Below are 543 nucleotides of genomic sequence, written 5' to 3'. Positions count from 1 at the left end.
ATTTTGATAAACTAAATCCAGTAGAAAGCATGTATCATCACCGCTTCGCTATTGGATTTAAGCTAGTTCTTTGAATTATGAATATCAGGATTTTGAAGGAATACATTGGCTGGAAGTTGTTCCGACCAAGGCATATGTTTTAGCAGCGTATCTTTGTTTTTATCCTTATCCTCCAAATTAGAAAGCACATCTATTAAGTAGGTCAAATACTTTTCTACAGCTAAACCATTAGCTTTAGCTGTTTCTATAACGCTGTAAATAGTGGCGCTAGCGCTAGCACCTCTTGAAGTGTTATGCAACACCCAATTTTTGCGACCTATAACAAAGGCTTTTATAGCTCTTTCAGATGCATTATTATCGATTTCGAGAGATCCATCTGTTAAGAAAATTCTAAAACTTGGCAAAAGCTTTTGAGTGTAGGCTAGCGCCTGACCAAGTGGACTTTTAGGTAGAGCTTTAGGAATTTCTTCATCTACGTATTTTATAAAAGCTTCTATAATCGGCTCTGATTTTTCTTGCCTTATTTCGAAGCGTTTAGCGTAG

At 36.5% G+C, this 543-nt stretch carries 1 protein-coding gene; it reads right to left on the bottom strand.

The features are described from left to right. Positions 1-62: 62 nt before the first annotated feature. The coding region (locus tag IAI10_RS24765) for a transposase (protein ID WP_315675952.1) at positions 63-543 on the bottom strand (481 nt) is incomplete at its 5' end.

The organism is Clostridium sp. 19966 (genome assembly GCF_032335695.1).
In the GTDB taxonomy this organism is placed as follows: domain Bacteria; phylum Bacillota; class Clostridia; order Clostridiales; family Clostridiaceae; genus JACTOJ01.
Note: the sequence above shows the minus strand (reverse complement) of the source record. Positions and strands in the feature narration are given on the sequence as shown.